Source organism: Nocardioides sp. (assembly GCF_035503875.1).
Taxonomy (GTDB): domain Bacteria; phylum Actinomycetota; class Actinomycetes; order Propionibacteriales; family Nocardioidaceae; genus Nocardioides.
Genome location: NZ_DATJTA010000037.1, coordinates 39,746 through 56,306, shown reverse-complemented (window position 1 = coordinate 56,306; position 16,561 = coordinate 39,746). Strand labels below are relative to the sequence as shown.

Genomic DNA, 16,561 nt, shown 5'->3' with positions numbered 1-16,561 from the left:
CGGGCGAGCCCTACATCCCGACGCGCTCGCGGGGGATGAGCGAGCAGGTGATGCGGGAGGTGCAGACCCGCTTGCCCCGCTCGTCGCTGACCACGACCTCCCAGCACGAGCTCGTCCGGCCCAGGTGGACCGGGGTGGCGACGCCGGTGACGATGCCGGACGTGGCCGAGCGGTGGTGGGTCGCGTTGATGTCGACGCCGACCGCGACCCGGTCCGGGTGCGCGTTGATGGCCGCCCCGATGGAGCCGAGCGACTCGGCGAGGACCACGGACGCCCCGCCGTGCAGGAGGCCGTACGGCTGGGTGTTGCCCGCGACCGGCATGGTCGCGACCACGCGGTCCGCGGAGATCTCGACGAGCTCGATGCCCATCCGCTCGTTCAGCCCGCCCATGCCCTGGGGCATCGCGGCGACGAACTCCTCGACCGACAGCTGCTGGCGCGCGTCCTCGCTCATGGCCCCATCCTGCCTGTCGGCGCACGCCGCTAGAGTCGGCGGGTGCCTGAGTCGACCCGTCCGCGCCTGCTCCTCCTCGACGGCCACTCCCTGGCCTACCGCGCGTTCTTCGCGCTGCCGGTGGAGAACTTCTCCACCACCACCGGGCAGCACACCAACGCGGTCTACGGCTTCACCTCGATGCTGGTCAACGTGCTGCGTGACGAGCAGCCGACCCACGTCGCGGTCGCCTTCGACGTCTCGCGCCAGACCTTCCGCCTCGAGCAGTACTCGGAGTACAAGGCGAAGCGGAACAAGACCCCTGGCGAGTTCGGCAGCCAGCTCCCGATCATCGAGCAGGTCCTCGACGCCTTCGGCATCCGGTACCTGAAGAAGGACGGCTACGAGGCCGACGACATCATCGCGACCCTCACCACGCAGGCGCTCGCCGCCGGCATGGAGGTGCTGATCCTCACCGGCGACCGCGACTCGCTGCAGCTGGTGACGGCCGACTCGACCGTCCTCTACCCGATGCGCGGCGTCTCCGACCTGGCGCGGATGACGCCCGAGGCGGTCGAGGCGAAGTACGGCGTGCCGCCGCACCGCTACCCCGAGCTCGCCGCGATCGTCGGCGAGACCTCCGACAACCTGCCCGGCGTGCCGGGGGTCGGTCAGGGCTTCGCGGCCAAGTGGATCAACACCTACGACGGCCTCGACAACGTCATCACGAACGCCGACAAGATCACCGGCAAGAAGGGCGAGGCGCTGCGCGAGCACCTCGGCGACGTGATCCGCAACCGCCAGCTCAACGCGCTGGTCCGCGACCTCGACCTGGAGCGCCGCCCCGAGGAGCTGGTGCTGGCGCCGTGGGACCGGCAGACGGCGCTGACCCTCTTCGACGACCTGGAGTTCCGTGGCGAGCTGCGCCAGCGGACCATCGACACGCTGAGCCCCGAGGAGGAGGCGCCGGTCGACGAGGGGGGCTTCGAGCTCTCCGGCCGCCGTCTCGGCCCCGGCGAGGTGCCGGAGTTCCTCGGCGGGCTGGGCGCCCAGCACGTCGGCGTGCACGTCCGTGGCACCTGGGGCTCGGGCACCGGCGTGGTCGACGGGATCGCGGTCGCCGACGTCAGCGGACTCGCGGCGTACCTCGACGTGGCGGGCCTGACCCCCGAGGACGAGTCGGCGCTCGCCGACTGGCTCGCCGACCCCGCCCGGCCCAAGGTGCTGCACGATGCGAAGGGTCCGCAGCACGCGCTCTTCGCGCAGGGGTGGACGCTGGCCGGCCTGGTGAGCGACACGGCGCTGGCGGCGTACCTCGTCCAGCCCGACCAGCGTTCCTACAACCTGGCCGACCTGACGCTGCGCTACCTCCGCCGCGAGCTGCGCACGGAGAGCGAGGGGGAGCAGGAGGCGCTCTTCGACGCCGGTGACGGCGACGACGTCGCCGAGACGGCGATGCTGCACGCCCGGGCCGTGATCGACCTCGCCGAGGCCCTCGACGGGGAGGTCGAGCAGGCGGGCGGCGCCCGCCTGCTGGCGGAGGTCGAGCTGCCGCTGGTGCAGCTGCTGGGCGACCTCGAGCGCACCGGCATCGCGGTCGACACCGACCAGCTCGAGGAGCTGGAGAGCCACTTCGCGGCCGAGGTGCGCCAGGCCGCCGAGGACGCGTACGCCGTCATCGGCAAGGAGATCAACCTCGGCTCGCCCAAGCAGCTGCAGGTGGTGCTCTTCGACGAGCTCGGCATGCCGAAGACCAAGCGCACGAAGACCGGCTACACCACCGACGCCGACGCGCTCCAGAAGCTCCACGCCCAGAACCAGCACCCGTTCCTCGAGCACCTGCTGCGGCACCGCGACGTGGCCCGGCTGCGCCAGACCATCGAGGGGCTGCTGAAGACCGTCCAGCCCGACGGCCGGATCCACACGACGTTCAACCAGATGATCGCCGCGACCGGGCGGCTCTCCAGCACCGAGCCCAACCTGCAGAACATCCCGATCCGCACCGAGGAGGGCCGCCGGATCCGCGAGGCGTTCGTGGTCGGTCCGGGGTTCGAGTCGCTGATGACGGCCGACTACAGCCAGATCGAGATGCGGATCATGGCCCACCTCTCCGAGGACGAGCTCCTCATCGAGGCCTTCCGCTCGGGCCGCGACTTCCACTCCATCACCGCGGCCCGGGTCTTCGACGTCCCGGCCGACGCGGTGACCGTGGAGCAGCGGGCCAAGATCAAGGCGATGAACTACGGCCTCGCCTATGGTCTGTCCGCGTTCGGCCTGAGCGGGCAGCTCGGCATCGAGCCGGCCGAGGCGCGGGTGCTGATGGACGAGTACTTCGAGACCTTCGGCGGCATCCGCGACTACCTCGAGGGCGTGGTCGACGAGGCCCGCAAGTCCGGCTTCACCGAGACGATCATGGGCCGCCGTCGTCAGCTGCCCGACCTCAACAACGACAACCGGATGCGCCGGGAGGCGGCCGAGCGGATGGCGCTCAACGCCCCGATCCAGGGCTCGGCCGCGGACCTGATCAAGATCGCCATGCTCCGGGTCGATGCCGCGATCACGGAGGCCGGCCTGCGCTCGCGGATGCTCCTGCAGGTGCACGACGAGCTCGTGCTCGAGGTCGCGCCGGGGGAGCGTGAGCAGCTCGACGAGATCGTGCGCGCGCAGATGGGCGGAGCCGCCGAGCTCGCCGTGCCGCTGGACGTCTCGGTCGGCACCGGTCGCAGCTGGCACGAAGCCGCGCACTGACGCCGGTTCGGCCCGCGGAGAGCGGCTCGTCCGCCTAAGGTGGGGCGGCGCCCGCCGGCGCCGTCAGGACAGGAGGAGTCGTGGGCAGGTTGATCTCAGCGGGACAGGCGGTTCGCACCGGGCTGGTCGCGGTCGTGGTGGCGGGGACCCTGGCCGGGTGCAGCTGGGTGAAGGACCCCGACGCGGACCAGTCGGACGATCCGACCTCCACGGCGTCGACCTCGGCCCAGCCGCTGCCCGCCGAGCGACCCACGGCCGTGCCCACCGCCTTCAACAGCCCCGGCTCGACGACCTTCCCGGAGACCGGGGTGCGGGCGGTCGGCGCGGGGGACGACGCCATCGTCACCATGACCGCCGGAAGCGCCGTCGGGCGGGTGCTGCCCTCCACCGAGACGGCGTACACGCTGACGTCGACGGGTGGCCAGTTCACCGACCTGGAGGTCGACCGGACCGCGGGGTGGGGGATCCTGCTCGAGGCGGCCAACGAGGCCGGCAGCGGCACCTTCGTCGGCGAGGACACCTTCACGGTGACCCGGTTCGACCTCGAGACGGGCGAGCTGCTCGACGTCGCCACCGCGGTCCTCCCGCAGGACGCCGAGGGTGAGGCGCTGCCCGCGACGGCGCGCATCATGGGGATGGCCGGCGACGTGGTCGTGATCGAGGCCTCGGTCGGGGAGACCGGCAGCCGCGCGGTGCTGGCGGTCGACATCGAGCTCGACGACGTGTTGTGGCGCCAGCGCCCCGCGCGGGTGCTCGACGTCACCGACGACCTCGTCGTGCTCAACACCGGGCTGGCTCAGCGCCCGGGCGCCGTCGAGGCCGTGGACCTGGCGACGGGTGAGCGCGCCTGGCGGTCGCTGCGTGGCACGGTCGACGCCACGGCGATCGGGAGCACGGACGACACGGTCACGGTCGTGCGGTCCCTCGGCGTCACCACCAAGCCGGCGATCGTGCCGCTCGACCTGCGCACCGGTACGCCGGGTGCGCCGACCGAGACCCGCCGGTGGAACTGGGCGTGTTCCGAGACCTCGGGCACGATCCGGGTCTGCACGATGGCGGACGACGACGACGTCGTCGGCTGGGACCTGGCGACGGGGGAGCCGGCGTGGTCGCTGCCCACCGAGGACCGCTTCGCGCCGCTGGTGACCCTGGTGCAGGACGATCTCGTCTACGGCCTCCTCGACAGCGGGGTCGGCGTGGTCCTGAACGCGGTGACCGGTCAGGACGTCGCCGACAACACGGGAGCCGGACCGGTGGCGGTCAACAACTGGGGCGGCGCCCTGCTGTACCAGGAGGTCGCCGTCTTCCTGCCGTCGTTCGACGGGGGCGAGAGCACGGCGCCGACGGAGCCGCGGGAGAGCCCGTCCGAGGGTCCCTCCGAGAGCCCGAGCGACGGCGTGTCCGAGAGCCCCACCGACGGTCCCAGCGACGTCGAGTCCGAGAGCCCGTCGACGACTCCCGACGCGTCGTCGACCGTGGAGGACTGACGACGCTCAGGCGGCCGCCGGTGCCAGCTCGAGACGGTTCATCCGCCACAGGCTGAGCGCGAGCAGGAGCGAGAGCAGCACCACGTCGACGAGGATGACGGTCACCAGCAGGCCGCCGACCGACCCGACGAGCGCGCCGATCGTGACGAGGACGACGACCGCCGCCCAGATCAGGTAGGCCGTCCGCGTCCCCTGGCGGGCCAGGACGGAGTAGACGAGGAGCTGGAGCATCGACAGCACCGTGCCGAGCCCCGCGAACAGCCAGAGCAGGGAGCTGACCTCGTCGTACTCGTGACCCCCGACGAAGATCATCGCGAGGTCGGGCAGCGCCAGCACCCCGAGCACGGTGCACACGCCCAGCACCAGGACCAGTGCGAGGCTGCGCAGCAACGTCGTACGACGCGCCCGGACGGTCGCCATCGCCGGGAAGGCGACGACAACGACGAACTGCGGGAGGAACAAGGTGGCCTTCGTGAGGATCAGCCCGCCGGCGTACAGGCCGGCGTCGTGCGAGTCCAGGGTGGTGCGCGCCACGATGATGTCGATGTTGCTGAGCACGTAGAAGGCCAGGAGGGCCATCGAGGCGTGGAAGGTCTCGCGGACCACGGCCCGGCCGGCGTGCTCCGGGCTGTGCTCGCCGGGCTCGCGCGGACGGCGGAGCGCGACCCAGCCCACGGCGACCGGCACCAGCAGGCCGATCAGGACACCGAGCATCGCCGAGGTCTCGCTGGGGGCGATCACGATGCACAGGGTGCCGATCGCGAGGCGGGGGACGCCGACGCCGAGGTAGACCAGGCCGAGCGGCACCCAGCGTCGCTCGCCCTGCAGGATCCCCGCCTGTCCGCCCTGGATGGTCAGGGGTACGGCGGCGAGGGCGATCAGGACCGCCGGCCACACGCTGTCCAGCCGCAGGACCCGGTGCACGAGCGGAGCCGCGACCAGGACCCCGGCGCCGACCACGAGGGCCGCCCGGTAGGTGGTCGCCATGATGGTGCGCTCGATCTGGCCCACGTGCTCGGGGGTCGAGGAGATGCGGCGGGCGGCCGTCGCCTGCAGGCCGAGCTGAACCACCGCGAGCACCATCAGCAGCGCCATCAGGCTGGCGACCGCGCCGTACTCGGTGGGGCCGAGCTGGCGCGCGGCGATCACCTGGAAGCCGTACGTCGACATGTTCATGACCGCCATGGCGATGGCGATGCCGGCGCCGCCGCGCAGCAGCCCCCTCAGACCGTCCGGTCGCTGACCGGGTCGGTCGGTGGTCGTCGTCACCGAGACATCGTACGGGCGCGCCCCGCTAGTACGGATCGGCCTGGTCATGATGACCCAGCGCCCGGGCGAGGAGACCCAGGTGGAGGCGGAGGCACACCTTGACGACGAGGTTGCGCAGCCACCACGGAAGCTCGGCCAGCACCCGCAGCCGGTCCGGGACCGAGGGCGGTCCGACCTCGAGGCGGGCCAGGGAGCCGACCCGGCCGCGGTAGCGCAGCGAACGGCTGACCAGGAGCTCACGGAGCAGCGCCGTCGTCACGCCGAGCGACGAGAACGCGTCGTGCACGAGCACCGTTCCGCCGGGGACGACATGGCGGGACCACCGCAGGTCGTCGCGGCAGGTCCAGTAGTCGTGCTTGCCGTCGACGTAGACCACGTGCACCGGTCGGTCCCAGCCGGCCCGGACCTCGGAGCTCGTGGCGACCCGGAGGTCGACCACCGCGGTGAGTCCGGCGTCGGCGAGGTTCTCGCGGAAGCGGGCCTCGGTCCCGGCGGCTCCGTAGCGCCAGTCCTCGGGGAACGGGTCCACCGCGACCAGCCGCGCACCCTCCGGCAGGGCGGAGGCGATCATCAGGGCCGAGCGGCCGTGATGGCTGCCGATCTCGACCACCGTGCCGCCCGGAGGTACGGCGGCGGCGTCGTCGTACAGCCGGCGGGCCTGGTCCTCGGTCAGCCAGCCGGGGATCGGCTCGGCCAGGGCGTAGGCCTCCGCGAAGGAGGAGGGACCTCTAGGCTGCACCCGCGCAGCATAGGGAGGAGCGGCATGGTCGGCACACCGCGGAGGTCCCTCCGTCTGCGCCCCGTTCTCCTGGACCTCTGGCCGGCCCTGCTCGCCGTCGTCCTGTGCTGGCCGCTCCTCACCGGACGCGGCCATCCGCTCGCGCGTGACCTGGTCTTCGTCCCGCGCCAGCCGTGGACCGATGCCGGCATCGGGCTGGGGGAGTCCGCCCCGCGAGCCGTCCCGCTCGACGCCGTGGTCTCGACGCTCACCGCCGTGGTCGACGGCGGCCTGGTGGCGCGGCTGGTGCTGCCGCTGGGCCTGGCCCTGGCCGGGTGGGGCACCCATCGCCTGGTCCGCGGCCTCGGGACGACCGGACGGCTGGTCGCCGGCGGCATCGCCGTCTGGAACCCCTACGTGGTGGAGCGGACCGCGCTGGGCCAGTGGGCGCTGCTGCTCGGGTACGCCGCGATCCCGTGGCTGCTGGTCGCGGCCGGTCGCTTCCGCGAGCAGGGGCGCCTTCGAGACCTGGGGGCGACGGCGGCCTGGCTCGGGCTGGCCTCGCTGACACCCACGGGCGGGCTTCTCGGGTCGGCGACGGTGCTGGTCGCCGGGGCGGGGCGCATCCGGCGGACGTGGTGGCTCGTGGGGTGCTGCGCCCTGCTGCAGCTGCCGTGGGTGCTGCCGGCCCTCATCGGGACCGGGGGCGGGACGTCCGATCCGGCCGGAGTGACGCTCTTCTCCTCCGGAGCCGAGGGGCCGCCCGGGCTGCTGGGAACGGTCGTGGCGCTGCTCGGCACCGGGGGGATCTGGGACGCCGGCAGCGTGCCGGCGAGCCGAGACATGTTCTGGGGCCCGCTGACGGCGGCCGCCGCGGTCGGGGTCCTGCTCCTGGCGCGGCGAGCACTCTGGCGCTCACACGAGCTGCGCCGGCTGACGGTGCTCGCGGGGGCCGGGCTGGTGCTCGCCCTGGCGTCGAGCCTGCCCGGCGGCGACGCGCTGATGCGCGCGCTCGTCGAGCACGTTCCGGGCGCCGGGCTGCTGCGGGACGCCCAGAAGTTCGTGGCGCCGTACGTCGTCCTGGTCGCCGCGGCGGCGGCGGTCTGTGCCGACCGGGCGGTGCGAACGGTGGCGGGACGCAGCACCGAGGCGGTTCTCGCCGTCGCGGTCCTGGCCGTGGCGGCGCCGTTGATGCTCCTGCCCGACGGGGCGCGCGAGACCTGGTCGACCGTGACCCCGATCCGGTACCCGTCGGGTCTGGACGCGGCGGCGCAGGTGATGGAGGACGGCGGTGGGGGCGACCTGGCCACCCTGCCCTGGCGCTCCTACCGCCGCTTCTCCTGGGGCAACGGCCTGGTGTCGTCGGATCCGGCGGTCCGCTGGTTCGACCAGGTCGTCGTGGTCTCCGACGACCTCCAGGTGGGCGAGGAGATCGTCCGCGGGGAGAGTGCACGAGCGGCCCGGCTCGGCGCGTCGCTGACCTCCGGTCCGGTCGCGCCGGCGCTGGCTGCCGAGGGGATCCGCTGGGCACTGGTCTACCGCGACGATCCGAGCGCCCCGGACCTCGACCTCACCGGTCTGAGCGCCGTGTACACCGACGACCGGATGGCGCTCTACGAGGTGCCGAACCCGGCTCCGAGCCCGCCCGGGCCGTCCCGCGGGCAGCGTGCGCTGGTGCTCGCGGCCAACGGTGTGGCGCTCCTGGCCGTCCTCGGCGGCGTCGTCGCCGTGGTCCTCGCGACTCGGCGTCCCAGGAAACGCCCGCGGTAGCCGTCGGGCTGCTATGGTCCCCTCAGTATTGGGAGAGGGAGAACCACGTGCTGATCTTCGTCAAGCTGCTTGCGCCGGCCATCGCGGGCGGTGTCGCGGCGGGTGCCGTGACCTTCGGTGCGATCCAGATCCAGACCGCTGCTCCCGACGCGGAGAACAACCCCGCTCGGTCGGAGCTCATCAACTACGGCGACCAGTCCTGAGCTGAGCCGCTCCGGCGCTGGACTCGAGGGTCCGCTCCACCACGTCGGCCGTCGCTGACCAGGTGAACGTCGCCGACCTGGTGGCGGCGCGCTCTCCCATGGACGTCCGGCGCGCGGACTCGTGCAGGAGCGCGCGGGTGCGCTCGACGAGGTCGTCGAGGTTCTCGGCCAGCTCGCCGGTGTCACCGTCGACCAGTGCCTCCGCCACGCCCCCCGCGTCCCGGTAGGCCAGCGTCGGGGTGCCCTGCACCGCGGCCTCCAGGATCGCGAGTCCCCACCCCTCCTTGACCGAGGGCAGGACCATCAGCCACGCCTCGGCGAGAAGCCGGTCACGGGTCCGGGCCGACACGTGGCCGTGCATGCTCACGTGCGCCTCGACCCCGTGGCGCCGCAAGTCGGCCGTCAGCTCCTCGCGCCACCACCCGTCGCCGATCACGTCGACGTGGAGATCGGGGAACTCGGGCAGCAGCCGGGCGAGCACCGCGAAGACGTGCTCGATCTGCTTGTGCGGCACCAGCCGGGCGAGTACGGCGATGCGCGGTGCCGGTGAGCGGGACGCCTCGACCCGGGTGCCGTCGACCCCGTTCCGGGCGACGGCGACCCGCGCGGGGTCGAACCCGAGGCCGACCAGGTCCGCGCGACTCGACTCGGAGACGGTGAGGAGCGGCACCTCGCGGTAGAGCGCCGGGGTCAGCCGACGCTCGATCCACCAGCCGACCCGGCCCCGGGCGTCCGGGTAGATGATCCGCCACTGGCGCTCGTGGACATGGTGGATCAGGGCGACGACGCCGCGGCGCCGGACGAGTGGGGTTCCGAACGGGATCCCGTTGATGACGTCGACGACGACGTCGACCTGCCGGCGGCGCAGCAGCAGCCAGAGGAGTGCCCGGGGGTAGACGGTGAGCCGACCGCCGGCACGCAGCAGCCGTACGCCGTCGAGCTCGGCCTCCGCGGCGGCGCCCGGTGGCCGTGCGCACCGGATGGTCACCGCATGCCCACGGTCGTGGAGCTGTCGGGCCACCTGCTCGACGAAGATCTCCGACCCCCCGCCGTCCGGGTGCGTCGAGTCCCGCCACGTCAGGAAGACGATGCGCATCGCAGAACCCGGCTCACTGCTCGCGAGCGGTGGCGCTGATCCGCGTGCACAGCGGCGGGGCCACTCCCCGCTCCGTGCTCATCTCGACGCCCAGAGCCCGGAGCTCGCCGCTGCGCGGCTCGACGAACTCCAGCTCGGTCGGCGAGGAGATCCAGTCGTCGCCCCACTGGAAGGTCCGGATCAGCCCGACGAAGCCGCCCGGGTTCGAGCTGACCTCGGCGTACCCGAGCTCGCCGAGGTCGCGGATGCCCACCCGGATCTCGCGGGGGCGCAGGATCTCGAACCACTCTCCCGAGAACGTCCCGGTCTCGTTCACCAGCTGCACACGGGCCCGGCCCCGGCCGTCGAGCTGGACCCACACCGAGCGGCGCGGCGTCGTCAGCGCCCGGGCGATCTGCAGCCGCCCCGCGCCGCTGTCCTCGGCGAGTCGGAGACGGGTGACCAGGCTGCGGCGCTCGACGAGGTGCCAGGTGTCGTAGGTGTCGCCCGAGTTGACGTAGAGGGCGTCGCAGTCGCCGCGGATCCACAGGTCGTCGGCCTCACCGCCCGAGGGCAGGTCGTCGGAGAACGTCACCAGTCCGGACTGGGCGCCCGGGGTGAGCCGGTGCTGGGTGTCGAGGTAGGCGGCCAACCGGGGACCGCCTGCGGTGAACGCCGCGGCGGTGTGGCCGACGAGCATCGAGGCGGCGATGGACCAGGCGGTGAGGACGGCGGCCAGTCCGAGTCCCGCCCGGGCGAGGGCCGGTCGCCGCTGCTGCAGCCACGCGGTCACGGCGCAGGTGCCGACGGCGCCGCCGAAGATCAGGGCGGGCACGAACTCGGCGGTGTAGCGGTGCGCGAAGTAGCCGTAGGCCATCACGCCGCCCGTGATCAGGACCCCGGTCACGAACGGCACGCGCAGCCAGCGGCGGGCGGCGTCGACGCCGGGCCGGAACAGCACCGGCACCGCGACGATGGTGAGGATCAACAGCCACGGCATGAACGCCGTCACGCTGCCGGTCCGGTAGCTCTGGTCGACGAACGCGCCGGCGTACGCCTGCGCCGGCTCGGCCGGCAGCGTCACGAAGGGGAAGTGGTCGACGAAGCGCACCCCGTCGACCCGGAAGTACGCCATGAAGGCCGAGGGGAAGAACTGGGGCCCGGTGATCGTGCCTCCGTTGGCCTCCAGCGCCTGACGGCGGTGCTCGTTGAGCTCCGTCCAGACCTGGTCCTCCAAGGGGAAGAGGTACGGGTGCCGGAACTTCACCCAGTTGACGGCGATGCCGATGAACAGCACCAGCGCCCCTCCGGCGACCACGGCCGCCCCCGCGCGGCGCCCGCCGGGGCGGATCCGTCCGCTGATCAGCCAGATGCCCACCCCGATCGTCGCTAGGCAGACGGCCCAGCCGCCCGTGGTGCGCGTCAGCGCCGCCCCGAGGTCGAAGACGACGAGCCAGGCGATGGCGCCCGGGGTGGGGGACTGCAGCACGCGGAGCATCCAGTACATCGCCCCGAGGGCGAACGGCACCGCCCAGGCGTAGACCTCGTGGTAGACCCACGGCAGCGCGGCGATATAGGTCAGGGTGGTACCGCCGGTGGCGAGTGCGATGAAGACGCCCATCGAGACGGCCTCGAACCGGGACACCGGCTCGTCCGGTCGCATCAGGTCGCGGACGAGCCAGGTCAGCTTGCCGACCACCAGCGCGAGCAGCGCGAAGGCCAGCGCCATCGAGGCGACCGTCAGGCGCCCGTCGTACTCGGTCGTGGTCTGGAGAACCGGGAGCCGCAGGAGAGCGGGCCACGGGCCGAAGTACATGTACTCCTGGCCGTGCTCGATGAACCCCTCGATGCCCAGACTGCCCCGCGGCAGGTGGAGGTTCCCGTCCAGGAACGCCCGGCCCTGGGCGTCGAAGAAGTTGGACGCGTACCCGAGGGAGTTGGCCGTCCGTCCGAAGCGGGTGCTGAAGTCGACGAGGGTCAGGCCGTAGGCCAGGGTGCCCGCGAGCAGACCGAGTCCGGTCGCGAGCGCGCGACGTCGGGAGTCGATGGTTCGGGGGCCGTCGGGACGACGGTCGCTCAAGCGCGCTCCAGGCGATAGAGGAACTGGTAGCCGAACAGCGTCGGCCAGGCTCGGGTTGCCGCCCGATCGGCGACGGCGACCCTACCCGCAACCCGGGCGAGCCGGCTCGCGCGCTCGGTCCCTCGGTCCAGGACGTCGAACGGCGATCCGACGGTCTCGGCCTCGACGATCCGCAGACCGCTCTGGTGGATGAGCCGCTCGAAGCTGCGCCGGGTGAAGAAGCGCACGTGGCCGTGGTCGAGCAGCCCGCGCTGGTCGTAGTCGAACCGGCCGGCGACGACCCGGGCGCGGGGGTACCAGTGGGCGAAGTTCGGGACCGAGACGAGCACCTCGCCCCCGGGCGCCAACCGGCCCGCGATGTCGGTGAGCAGCGCGGCCGGGTCGATGACGTGCTCCAGGACGTCTCCGGCGACCACGACGCGGTAGTCCTGGCCGGCCTCGTCGGGCAGGCCGGCGTTCAGGTCGGCCTCGACGAACTGGTCCACGCGGTGCGCGATGCCGACGTGCTTGATCAGGTCGACCCCGGTCACGCGGTGGCCCATCTGCCGGACCAGGTCGGCGAACTGTCCGTCCGAGCAGCCGACGTCGAGCACGCGGGCCGGCGCGATGTCGCCCAGCCAGCGCAGCAGCACCCCGTGCGAGGAGTGCTCGCTGGGCTTGAGCTCGTAGGCCTCGGTGTCCGGCCCGGTCGCCGGGGTGTCGCCGAAGCCCATCTGCCCGAGACGGAACCTGACGACGTCGAGGGTCACGTCCTTCGCGTACTTCACGCCGTTGACGTAGCAGATCTCGTCGCCGTAGTACGTCGGGATCGGGACCTCGGCGATCTTCTTCCCCTGGGCGTGCAGGCCCAGGATGATCTCGGTGTCGAAGTCGAAGTCGTCGGAGTACGACGACAGGTCGAGGTCGGCCAGGGCGTCGACCCGGTAGGCGCGGTAGCCGCTGTGCCACTCGGTCAGGTCGAGGCCGGTCAGCTTGTTCTGCATCCGGGTCAGGACCCGGTTGCCGAGGTACTTGTAGAGCGGCATCCCGCCGGCGCGGGCGTCGCCGGGATTCATCATCCGGGAGCCGAAGACGGCGTCGGCCTCGCCGCGCGCGAGCGGGGCGACCAGGTCGCCGATGTGCTCGGGGGCGTACTGGCCGTCGCCGTGCAGCAGGACGACGACGTCGAGCTCGTGGGCGATGGCCCAGGCGTAGCCGGTCTTCTGGTTGCCGCCGTACCCGAGGTTGCGCTCGTGCCGGACCACGGTCATGGGCAGCGTGGAGCCGCTCTTGAACCGCAGCCCCACCTGGTAGGTGTCGTCGGTGCTGGCGTCGTCGGACACCAGGACGTGGTCGACGGTGTCGACGAACGCGGCCGGCAGCCGGGACAGCGTCTGGGCCAACGTGGTCGAGGCGTTGTAGGCGACCACGAGCACGCCCACCCGCAGCCGTGGACGTTCGTGCTCCGGTGGGGTGTCGGTGACGACGACCGTGTTGGGTCCCGAGGACCCGGGATTGGCCGTTTCGACCGTGCGAGCATCGTGCAGCATCTGGTGTCTCCCTCACCCCGCGAACGCGGCCTGGACCCCGTCGCGGACCTCCCTGATGGGTGCCTCCGGCGATGTTACTCGGAAGTTTCGTTACCTGTCCGGATTCGGTGGCATCATCGATCCATGCCTGACCTGACGCTGATCGACTTCGCCCGTCTCGAGGCGGACCTCGAGTCGAAGACCGCCGCCTACCGGTCGGCGGCACCGTTCCCGCACATCGTCCTCGACGACGTGTTGACGCCGTCCGCCTTCGACAAGGCCGTGGGGGAGTTCCCGGGCATCGGCGACCCCTTCTGGAAGGGCTACATCCACGTCAACGAGACGAAGTACTCGCACACGCAGCCGGACGTGTGGGGCCCGACCCTGCAGGACGTGGCCCGAGAGTTCTGCTCCCCGGAGTTCGTCGCGTACCTGGAGCGGCTGACCGGCATCGAGAACCTGATGCCCGACTGGTCGATGGACGGCGGCGGCCTCCACCAGACCCTCCGGGGCGGTCACCTCAACGTGCACGCGGACTTCACCACCCACCACGACCACGAGAACTGGGCTCGACGCGTCAACATCCTGCTGTACCTCAACGAGGAGTGGCACGAGGACTGGGGCGGCAAGCTCGAGCTCTGGGACCGGGAGATGACGGCCTGCCAGGCCAAGGTCATGCCGGCCGGCAACCGGATGCTCGTCTTCACGACCGACGTGGACACCTTCCACGGCCACCCGGACGGCCTCACCTGCCCGCCCGACATGGCTCGCCGCTCGATGGCGCTCTACTACTTCACCGAGGAGGAGAACGCCGTCCGGCGTTCCACGAACTACCAGGCGCGTCCCGACGAGAGCGTCGCCCGCAAGGCCGCGATCGCGGCCGACCGCACGGCCCTGGACCTGTACGACCGTGCGAAGCGCCGGCTCGGCATCTCCGACGAGCGGGTCCAGAAGCTCCTCGCGCGGGTCGACCGGCTGCGCCGCAAGCGCTGAGGGCGATCCCGGTCAGCGGGACGCTGTGTCCTCGGTGGAGGAGAGCCGGCGGTCCAGGACCCGGACGAGGTAGCGCAGGAGGCCCTGGTCGGTCTCGCGCCACCGGGGGGAGTCCAGGAAGCGCTGGACCCGGCGCTCCACCACCAGCTCGCTGAGCAGGACGAAGCCGAGGGTCAGGACGGCCGCGAGGACGATGCGGGCCGGCTCGCGCCAGTCGTCGGTGTGCCGCGAGACGAGGAAGATCATCGGCAGGTGCCACAGGTAGACGCTCAGCGAGTGCCGGCCGAGGAACGCGAGCGGACGGGTCCCCACCACGGCGACCAGCCACCGGGGCGGCACCGCGAGCGTGGCGCCGACGACGACGAGCATCAGCGCCACGTCGAGCGCGACTCCTGGGAGGCCGAAGTAGGCGTCCGGCCCCATGGTCATGAAGAGGAGCGGAACGAGCGCGAGCACGCCGCACACCGCCGCCGGGCGTCCCCAGCTCCGCCACCTCGCGAGGTAGGGAAGGGCCGCCGCGGCGAGCGCTCCGGCGACGGGAGCGTCGCCGCGTGCCCAGGTGCGGAGCAGTGCCCAGAACGGGTCGTAGTCGTAGATGTCCGCGCGCCAGAAGAGCAGGCCGACCCAGAACGCCGCGAGCGCGACCACCAGCCATCCGGGCCGCCGCCGGAGCAGCCACACGGCGGCGAGCACGATGAGGAAGACCTGGAAGTCGACCGAGAGGTACCAGAGGTGGCCGAGGTCGGCCCGGGCGGCGTCGAGGTTGTTGTGGATGTACCAGTTCCAGCTGTACGTCGCGGCGCTGATCACCGAGCCCGCGGTCGACGTGCCGTCCTCGGTCGGCTGCTCGATGAAGGTGATGACCACGAAGATCAGCAGGAGGAAGTACAGCTGGCCGCTGAGGCGCACGAAGCGGCGTACCAGCGTCACGCCGGGACGCAGACCGCTCGGTGAGGAGGCCGAGCGCAGCATCGCCCGGGTCACCAGGAACGACCCGATCACGAAGAAGATCGACACCGCGTAGTTGCCGGCACTGAACAGGTAGCCCACCAGCTGGGACTGCCAGGAGCCGGTGTCGTCGCGCGCGTCGAACATGCGCTGCAGCAGCCAGGGCGAGATGTGCCAGACGTGCGAGCAGACCACCAGGATCAGGGCGATGCCCCGGAGCCCGTCGAACAGGAAAGATCGCTGCGCCGAGCGCGCGGGCACCGCCATGGTCATGCGAGCACTGTAGGTGTCGCGCGCGAGCCCGGTCACGTGAACAACAAGTTGCGCGATGCGTACCCGTCGAGTGTGACGGCTGCTACTCTCAGCCGACCTTGCACGTGCTTTGGGAGGGGTTCTCGTGCGCAAAACCATCGGTGCCGTCTGTGCATTTCTCGGTGCTTTCCTCGTGATCGTCGCGATTCTCGCCCAGACCTGGGCGGCGGGGGAGCTGAAGAAGACCCCGCTCGACGTGGACTCCGTGACCCGGCTCTCCGGCGACGCCGTCCAGTACACCGCGGCGGGCATCTCGCCGTTCCGGGTGAAGGCCACCAGCACCACGAAGGCCGACTCGGAGAAGTCCGACGACGACGTCGTGGTGTTCGCGGGCTCGACCTGCCTGGTCAAGGACGCCAACGACGTCGGCGACTGTGTCTCTGCCGAGGACCCCTTGAACCGGCTGCTCAGCGCCGGCTTCGAGGACTTCGCGACGGACCGCCGTAGCGCGGAGGCCGTCAACGACCCGAAGTACCTGCCGGCCGACGCCGAGGAGCGCGAGGGCCTCATCAACAAGTGGCCCTTCGATGCCGAGAAGAAGACCTACACGTACTGGATCGGCCCCGGCAGCACCGAGGCGACCTACGACCGTACGGAGGAGGTCGACGGCCTGGAGACCTACGTCTACCACGTCGAGACCGAGCCGGCGCCGATCACGATCGCGGAGGGCCTCGAGGGCACCTACCAGGAGACCACCGACCTGTGGATCGAGCCGCGCACCGGCCAGATCGTCGACCAGGTGAGCGAGCAGGTGCGGACCGCCAACGGTCAGCCCTTCCTGACCCTGAACCTGTCGTTCACCGACGAGCAGGTGGCCGAGAACGTCGATGACATCGGTGGCGACGCCGACCTGCTGAAGCTGGTCACGTCCACGGTTCCGCTGATCGGCTACCTGGTCGGGATCCCGCTCCTGATCATCGGCATCGCCCTGCTCCTGCTCAACCGCCGGCAGCCGCCGTCCGCCAAGGACCGGGCGCGCGAGTCCGAGCTCGCCAAGGCCTAGAGGTACGCTGCTGC

General features: G+C 71.7%; 13 protein-coding genes. 6 read left to right on the top strand and 7 right to left on the bottom strand.

Annotated features, from left to right (window positions below; translation table 11 throughout):
- Positions 1-10: 10 nt before the first annotated feature.
- A complete protein-coding gene (locus VMF51_RS08620; RefSeq protein WP_325474005.1) occupies positions 11-454 on the bottom strand; it encodes a hotdog fold thioesterase in 444 nt (147 codons plus the stop codon).
- A gap of 42 nt (positions 455-496) precedes the next feature.
- Here VMF51_RS08620 and polA point away from each other — a divergent pair, with 42 nt between their 5' ends.
- Together polA and VMF51_RS08610 are read left to right on the top strand one after the other, a co-directional pair.
- A complete protein-coding gene (gene polA / locus VMF51_RS08615) occupies positions 497-3,181 on the top strand; it encodes a DNA polymerase I (RefSeq protein WP_325474004.1) in 2,685 nt (894 codons plus the stop codon).
- 80 nt (positions 3,182-3,261) lie between these two features.
- Complete coding sequence (locus VMF51_RS08610) at positions 3,262-4,668, top strand: PQQ-binding-like beta-propeller repeat protein (RefSeq protein WP_325474003.1); 1,407 nt, start codon at positions 3,262-3,264, stop codon at positions 4,666-4,668.
- A 6-nt stretch (positions 4,669-4,674) separates the two neighbouring features.
- Here VMF51_RS08610 and VMF51_RS08605 read toward each other — a convergent pair whose 3' ends face one another.
- Positions 4,675-5,937 (bottom strand): lipopolysaccharide biosynthesis protein, encoded by a 1,263-nt coding sequence (locus VMF51_RS08605; RefSeq protein ID WP_325474002.1) that lies wholly within the window; start codon positions 5,935-5,937, stop codon positions 4,675-4,677.
- Between the two features lie 25 nt (positions 5,938-5,962).
- On the bottom strand, positions 5,963-6,676 hold the full coding sequence (locus tag VMF51_RS08600) for a class I SAM-dependent methyltransferase (RefSeq protein WP_325474001.1): 714 nt from the start codon (positions 6,674-6,676) through the stop codon (positions 5,963-5,965).
- A 24-nt stretch (positions 6,677-6,700) separates the two neighbouring features.
- Here VMF51_RS08600 and VMF51_RS08595 point away from each other — a divergent pair, with 24 nt between their 5' ends.
- A complete protein-coding gene (locus VMF51_RS08595) occupies positions 6,701-8,425 on the top strand; it encodes a hypothetical protein (RefSeq protein WP_325474000.1) in 1,725 nt (574 codons plus the stop codon).
- 47 nt (positions 8,426-8,472) lie between these two features.
- Complete coding sequence (locus tag VMF51_RS08590) at positions 8,473-8,628, top strand: hypothetical protein (RefSeq protein ID WP_325473999.1); 156 nt, start codon at positions 8,473-8,475, stop codon at positions 8,626-8,628.
- Here VMF51_RS08590 and VMF51_RS08585 read toward each other — a convergent pair.
- The 3 genes from VMF51_RS08585 to VMF51_RS08575 are packed head-to-tail and all read right to left on the bottom strand — an operon-like array spanning position 8,606 to position 13,312.
- A complete protein-coding gene (locus tag VMF51_RS08585) occupies positions 8,606-9,724 on the bottom strand; it encodes a glycosyltransferase family 4 protein (RefSeq protein WP_325473998.1) in 1,119 nt (372 codons plus the stop codon). The two genes, VMF51_RS08590 and VMF51_RS08585, sit on opposite strands and share 23 nt — an antisense overlap.
- Before the next feature lie 13 nt (positions 9,725-9,737).
- Positions 9,738-11,783 (bottom strand): hypothetical protein, encoded by a 2,046-nt coding sequence (locus VMF51_RS08580; RefSeq protein WP_325473997.1) that lies wholly within the window; start codon positions 11,781-11,783, stop codon positions 9,738-9,740.
- The gene (locus VMF51_RS08575; RefSeq protein ID WP_325473996.1) at positions 11,780-13,312 is read right to left on the bottom strand and encodes a bifunctional glycosyltransferase/class I SAM-dependent methyltransferase; all 1,533 of its coding nucleotides are present in this window, start codon (positions 13,310-13,312) and stop codon (positions 11,780-11,782) included. Before VMF51_RS08575 ends, VMF51_RS08580 begins: the two co-directional genes overlap by 4 nt.
- A 123-nt stretch (positions 13,313-13,435) precedes the next feature.
- On the opposite strand from VMF51_RS08575, the gene VMF51_RS08570 reads away from it, so the two are divergent.
- Entirely contained in the window at positions 13,436-14,284 is an 849-nt protein-coding gene (locus VMF51_RS08570; protein WP_325473995.1) for a 2OG-Fe(II) oxygenase, read from the top strand.
- A gap of 12 nt (positions 14,285-14,296) precedes the next feature.
- Here the strand turns inward: VMF51_RS08570 and VMF51_RS08565 are convergent, their stop codons facing one another.
- Positions 14,297-15,505, bottom strand: a complete 1,209-nt coding sequence (locus VMF51_RS08565) for an acyltransferase (RefSeq protein WP_325473994.1) — start codon at positions 15,503-15,505, stop codon at positions 14,297-14,299.
- A 124-nt stretch (positions 15,506-15,629) separates the two neighbouring features.
- Between VMF51_RS08565 and VMF51_RS08560 the strand changes: the two genes are divergently transcribed.
- Entirely contained in the window at positions 15,630-16,547 is a 918-nt protein-coding gene (locus VMF51_RS08560) for a DUF3068 domain-containing protein (protein WP_325473993.1), read from the top strand.
- Positions 16,548-16,561 lie beyond the last annotated feature (14 nt).

Coding starts and splice junctions, on each gene's coding strand:
- VMF51_RS08595 (WP_325474000.1), top strand. CDS start 6,701: ATGGTCGGCACACCGCGGAGGTCCCTCCGTCTGCGCCCCGTTCTCCTG.
- VMF51_RS08565 (WP_325473994.1), bottom strand. CDS start 15,505: ATGACCATGGCGGTGCCCGCGCGCTCGGCGCAGCGATCTTTCCTGTTC.
- VMF51_RS08620 (WP_325474005.1), bottom strand. CDS start 454: ATGAGCGAGGACGCGCGCCAGCAGCTGTCGGTCGAGGAGTTCGTCGCC.
- VMF51_RS08570 (WP_325473995.1), top strand. CDS start 13,436: ATGCCTGACCTGACGCTGATCGACTTCGCCCGTCTCGAGGCGGACCTC.
- VMF51_RS08585 (WP_325473998.1), bottom strand. CDS start 9,724: ATGCGCATCGTCTTCCTGACGTGGCGGGACTCGACGCACCCGGACGGC.
- VMF51_RS08575 (WP_325473996.1), bottom strand. CDS start 13,312: ATGCTGCACGATGCTCGCACGGTCGAAACGGCCAATCCCGGGTCCTCG.